The 4573-nt window shown below is 65.1% G+C and carries 3 protein-coding genes; 1 reads left to right on the plus strand and 2 read right to left on the minus strand.

Features of this window, described 5'->3' with window-relative positions:
* Together ACRDUX_RS34860 and ACRDUX_RS34865 are read right to left on the minus strand one after the other, a co-directional pair.
* Positions 1-440 (minus strand): protein kinase domain-containing protein (locus ACRDUX_RS34860; protein WP_526421092.1); only part of this gene is annotated, 440 nt, incomplete at its 3' end.
* 123 nt (positions 441-563) lie between these two features.
* Positions 564-1247 carry a TetR/AcrR family transcriptional regulator gene (locus tag ACRDUX_RS34865; RefSeq protein ID WP_526421088.1) on the minus strand — a complete coding sequence of 228 codons (684 nt, stop codon included), beginning with the start codon at positions 1245-1247 and terminating at the stop codon, positions 564-566.
* Positions 1248-1322: 75 nt separating this feature from the next.
* Between ACRDUX_RS34865 and ACRDUX_RS34870 the strand changes: the two genes are divergently transcribed.
* On the plus strand, positions 1323-4547 hold the full coding sequence (locus ACRDUX_RS34870; RefSeq protein ID WP_526421090.1) for an arabinosyltransferase domain-containing protein: 3225 nt from the start codon (positions 1323-1325) through the stop codon (positions 4545-4547).
* The last annotated feature ends 26 nt before the right edge of the window (positions 4548-4573 follow it).

Here is a 4573-nt window from a genome sequence, read left to right on the forward strand (position 1 = left end):
GTGATCATGATGTTGGCGGGTTTCACGTCGCGGTGAATGATGCCGTGCTGATGACTGAAGTTCAGCGCCTGGCAGGCGTCGGCGATGATCTCGATGGCGCGGCGCGGCTCGATGGGACCCTCATTGCGCACGATGTCGCGAAGCGTGATGCCGTCGACGTACTCCATGACGATGTAGGGCACTGGACCGGTGGCGGTCTGAGCTTCTCCGGTGTCGAAGACCGCGACGATCGCCGGGTGGTTCAACGCGGCGGCGTTCTGCGCCTCCCGGCGGAACCGCAGATGGAAGCTCGGGTCGCGCGCCCGGTCGGCGCGCAGCACTTTCACCGCGACGTCGCGGTGAAGTCGAACGTCACGCGCGAGGTGGACTTCGGCCATCCCGCCGACTCCGATGATCTCTCCGAGTTCGTAGCGGTCTGAGAGAAGCTGAGGCGTGGTCATGGCTGTTCGCAGGGCGAGCGCCCCGTCACCTGTGCCGTCCACATGCCAAAATCCTAGGTGCAGACGCGACCGGCACACCCATGCGGTGGCCAGACCCAGCGGGGGGGACCATCGATCACCTGCTCATTTGCCGCCGTCGAGCGGCCGCGCATTCCTTCGGTGGCGCGGCGGCGGTGTGGCTGATCCGCGACCTGGCGGCTGCGATGGTGGCCGGCGCTGCCTTCTCGGTCCTTCGTTTTCGAACGGTGCCAGGATGAGGTCGTCGACCATGCGGCGGTGAGTGTCGTCCACCAGGTCGGGATCATTGCTGGTGAAGAACTGGATGACCAGGCCCTGGATCGCCGCGAGTGCCAGCCGTGCGCGGGTCTCGGCGACCGCTGGCGGCATCCCGATGGCCTCCATCCTCGACTGTGCATTTCGGGTCAACTGCGCGAGCGTGTCCGCGGTGTAGCGCGCGTAGGGGCTGTTTTGGCCGCAGGCGGCCCCGAACACCTGCTCGAGGATGCGGAGCCGGGACCGTTGGCTTCCGCGGGTGATCTCCTGCCAATCGTCCAGACACCATTGACGCAGCTCCTCGGCGGTGGCGTACAGCTCGGGCTCGGGCACGTTTTGTTCTTGCAGGCCATTCATGACGGCCAGGATCAGCTGCTCCTTGCTGCCGAAGTAGTAGACGAGCATTCGTGCGCTCGTGCCCATCTCCGTCGCCAGCGAACGCAATGAGGTGTCGATGACTCCCGTTCGAGCGAGCACCTGGGTCGCCTGTTCGACCAGCTGCTCGCGCTTGGCGTAGTCGAAGGGGCGGCCCACGCACTTGACTGTAACAGTTGCTTCATATACGTGTTATTCGGTGGGCCCCAAACCGATTCGACCGTCCGCGCAGCTGTGACGCTGACCGAACTTCCCCCGAGGGGGATCGCCGATGCTGGTACCGGTGGTCGAAACCTGCGGCTGGTGCGGTGGGTGGCCACCATTGCGGGGCTGGTCGGCTTCGTGTTGTCCGCGCTGACGCCCGTGCTGCCGGTAGTGCAAACGACCGCGACCCTGAGCTGGCCGCAGAATGCGCAACTGGGCAACGTCACGGCGCCGTTGATCGCCCTGACACCGGTGTCTCTGACGGCCACGGTTCCGTGCGCGGTGATTCGGTCGATGCCTCCATCGGGCGGGACTGTCATCGGTACTGCCCCCGCCGACGGCAAGGAGGCGACGCTCAACGGCCTGTTCGTGACCGTTGGCAGCGAGCGCGTCGACGTGATCGTGCGCAATGTGGTGGTCGCCAGCGTGGCCCGAGACAGGGTGATCGATCGTGGGTGTCAGCGCATCGAGATCTCCTCGTCGAAGGACGGCACCTTTGCAACCTTCGTCGGATTGACGGCACCCGACGGCGCCGAGCAACGCACGGGGTACACCGATCCGAATCTGCGGCCTCAGATCGTCGGGGTGTTCACCGACCTGACGGGTCCGGCGCCGCCGGGGCTCTCACTCGTGGCGAACATCGATACCCGTTTCACCACATCGCCCACACCGTTGAAGGTCGCGGCGATACTCGGTGGGATTGGCGCCACAGTCATTGCGCTGCTGGCGTTGTGGCGGCTGGACCGACTCGATGGTCGGCGCGCGAAGCGGCTGATCCCGACACGGTGGCGGCGGTTCACCATCGTCGACGCGGCAGTGATCGCGCTGTCGGTGGTCTGGTACTTCATCGGAGCAGGATCGTCCGACGACGGCTATCAGATGCAGATGGCGCGGGTCGCCGACCATGCCGGCTACATGTCGAACTACTTTCGCTGGTTTGGCAGCCCCGAAGATCCGTTTGGCTGGTACTACAACCTGCTGGCCCTGATGACTCACGTCAGTGACATCAGCCTGTGGATCCGGTTGCCCGACTTGATCTGCGTTCTGCTGTGCTGGGTCCTGTTGTCCAGGGAAGTGCTTCCTCGGCTCGGCCCGGCGGTGGCCAATGACAAGGCTGCACTTTGGGCGGCTGCGTTGGTGTTGAGTGCAGCGTGGATGCCGTTCAACAACGGGCTGCGACCCGAAGGCCAGATCGCCGCTGGCGCCCTGATCACCTACGTGCTGATCGAACGCGCGATCATCAGCCGCCGCATCCTTCCGGTCGCGTTGGCCATCGTCACCGCGGCGTTCACACTCGGAATCCAACCCACCGGGTTGATCGCCGTTGCCGCTCTGTTGGCCGGCGGTCGTCCGATCTTGCGGATCGTCGTGGCACGGCGTCGTCAGATGGGCACGTGGCCCCTGATCGCACCACTGCTCGCGGTGGGCTTCGTCGTGCTGACGGTCATCTTCGCCGACCAAACCGTCGCTTCCGTCCTGGAGGCCACCAGGGTGCGCACCGCGATCGGGCCCAGCCAGGCGTGGTACACCGAGAACCTGCGCTACTTCTACCTGATCCTGCCCACGACGGACGGGTCGCTGTCTCGGCGCTTCGGGATCCTGATCACCATCGCCTGCCTGCTGCCATCGATCTTCTTGCTGTTGCGCCGAAAGCGGGTCCCTGGTGTCGCCATCGGACCAGTCTGGCGACTCATGGGGGTCATCTTCGGCACCATCTTCTTCCTCACCTTCACTCCCACCAAGTGGGTTCATCACTTCGGCCTGTTCGCGGCCGTTGGCGCGGCCATGGCGGCCTTGGCAACCGTCCTCATGGGGCCGACCGTCCTACGCTCGCTCCGCAACCGCATGGCGTTCGTGTCGCTCGTATTATTCGTCGTGGCACTGTGTTTCGCGTCCACCAACGGGTGGTGGTACGTATCCAGCTACGGCGTGATCTCCAATGACGCGACGCCACGGCTCGGGCCGATCCCACTGGGCGGCCTGTTATTCGCGCTGTCCTTGATCGCTGCGATCCATGCCGGCTGGCTGCACGTCACGCCGCCACGGAGTCGCGAGCCTAGTCTCGTCCGGGCGATGACGGTCGCACCGGTACCGCTCGCGGCGGGGTTCATGGTGATGGTGTTCACCGCTTCGCTCTCGATCGGCGTGATCCGGCAATTCCCGACCTACTCCAACGGGTGGGCCAACCTGCGCGAGTTGACCGGTGGGTGTGGGCTGGCCGACGACGTGCTGGTCGAACCGGACGCCAACGCCGGCTTCCTCACCCCGATCCCCGGCCGCTACGGCGCCCTTGGCCCGCTCGGCGGTGACGACCCAATCGGGTTCACTCCGAACGGGGCGCCGATTCACACACTGGCCGAGGCGGTTTGGAAGAGCGAAACGCAGCCTGGCACGGACTATGACTGGGTGGCGCCCACGGCGTTGGACACGCCGGGCATCAACGGCTCCAGCGTTCCCCTGCCGTATGGTCTTGACCCGAAACGAGTCCCCGTTGCAGGCAGCTTCACCGCCGGGCCTCAGCAACCGAGCACACTCACCTCGGCGTGGTACCGCCTACCAGCCGCCGATGCCGCGCACCCACTCGTCGTCGTCACTGCGGCAGGCACCATCACCGGGGACAGCGTTCTGAATGGCCGAACCGAAGCCCAAACGGTAGCAATCGAATACGGGAAGGGCGGAGCCGGCGGGGTTCCTCGACCAGACGGCAGACTGAGCCCATACGACATTGGGCCTCAGCCCGCCTGGCGATCCCTGCGGTTCCCACGTGCGGACATTCCCGCCGACGATGATTACATCCGCATCGTGGCCGAGGATGGGTCGTTGGACCTCGGCGGTTGGGTCGCCGTCACGCCGCCTCGGATTCCCGAACTACGGTCCCTGCAGGACTATCTCGGGTCTACCCAGCCGATCCTGCTGGACTGGATGGTTGGTCTCGTCTTTCCGTGCCAACACCCGATGCTGCACGCCGATGGTGTCACCGAAGTGCCGAACTATCGGATCTCGCCGGACTATCCAGCCAAGCTGCAGAATCCCGACACGTGGCAAGAAGGTCGCAATGGTGGCCTACTCGGCATCTCCGACCTGCTTTTGCGAGCCCATGTGATGGCGACCTATCTATCGCATGACTGGGGACGAGACTGGGGGTCGCTACGCAAACTCGACACCGTCGAGGACGGGAAGCCTGCACGCATCGACCTCGACACCACGTTCAGAACCGGCTGGTGGAATCCCGGCCCGATCCGCATTGCGCCTTAGCCGTCGAGACGCGCGGTCGGGTACGG

The organism is Mycobacterium sp. (assembly GCF_050701675.1).
Lineage (GTDB): Bacteria > Actinomycetota > Actinomycetes > Mycobacteriales > Mycobacteriaceae > Mycobacterium.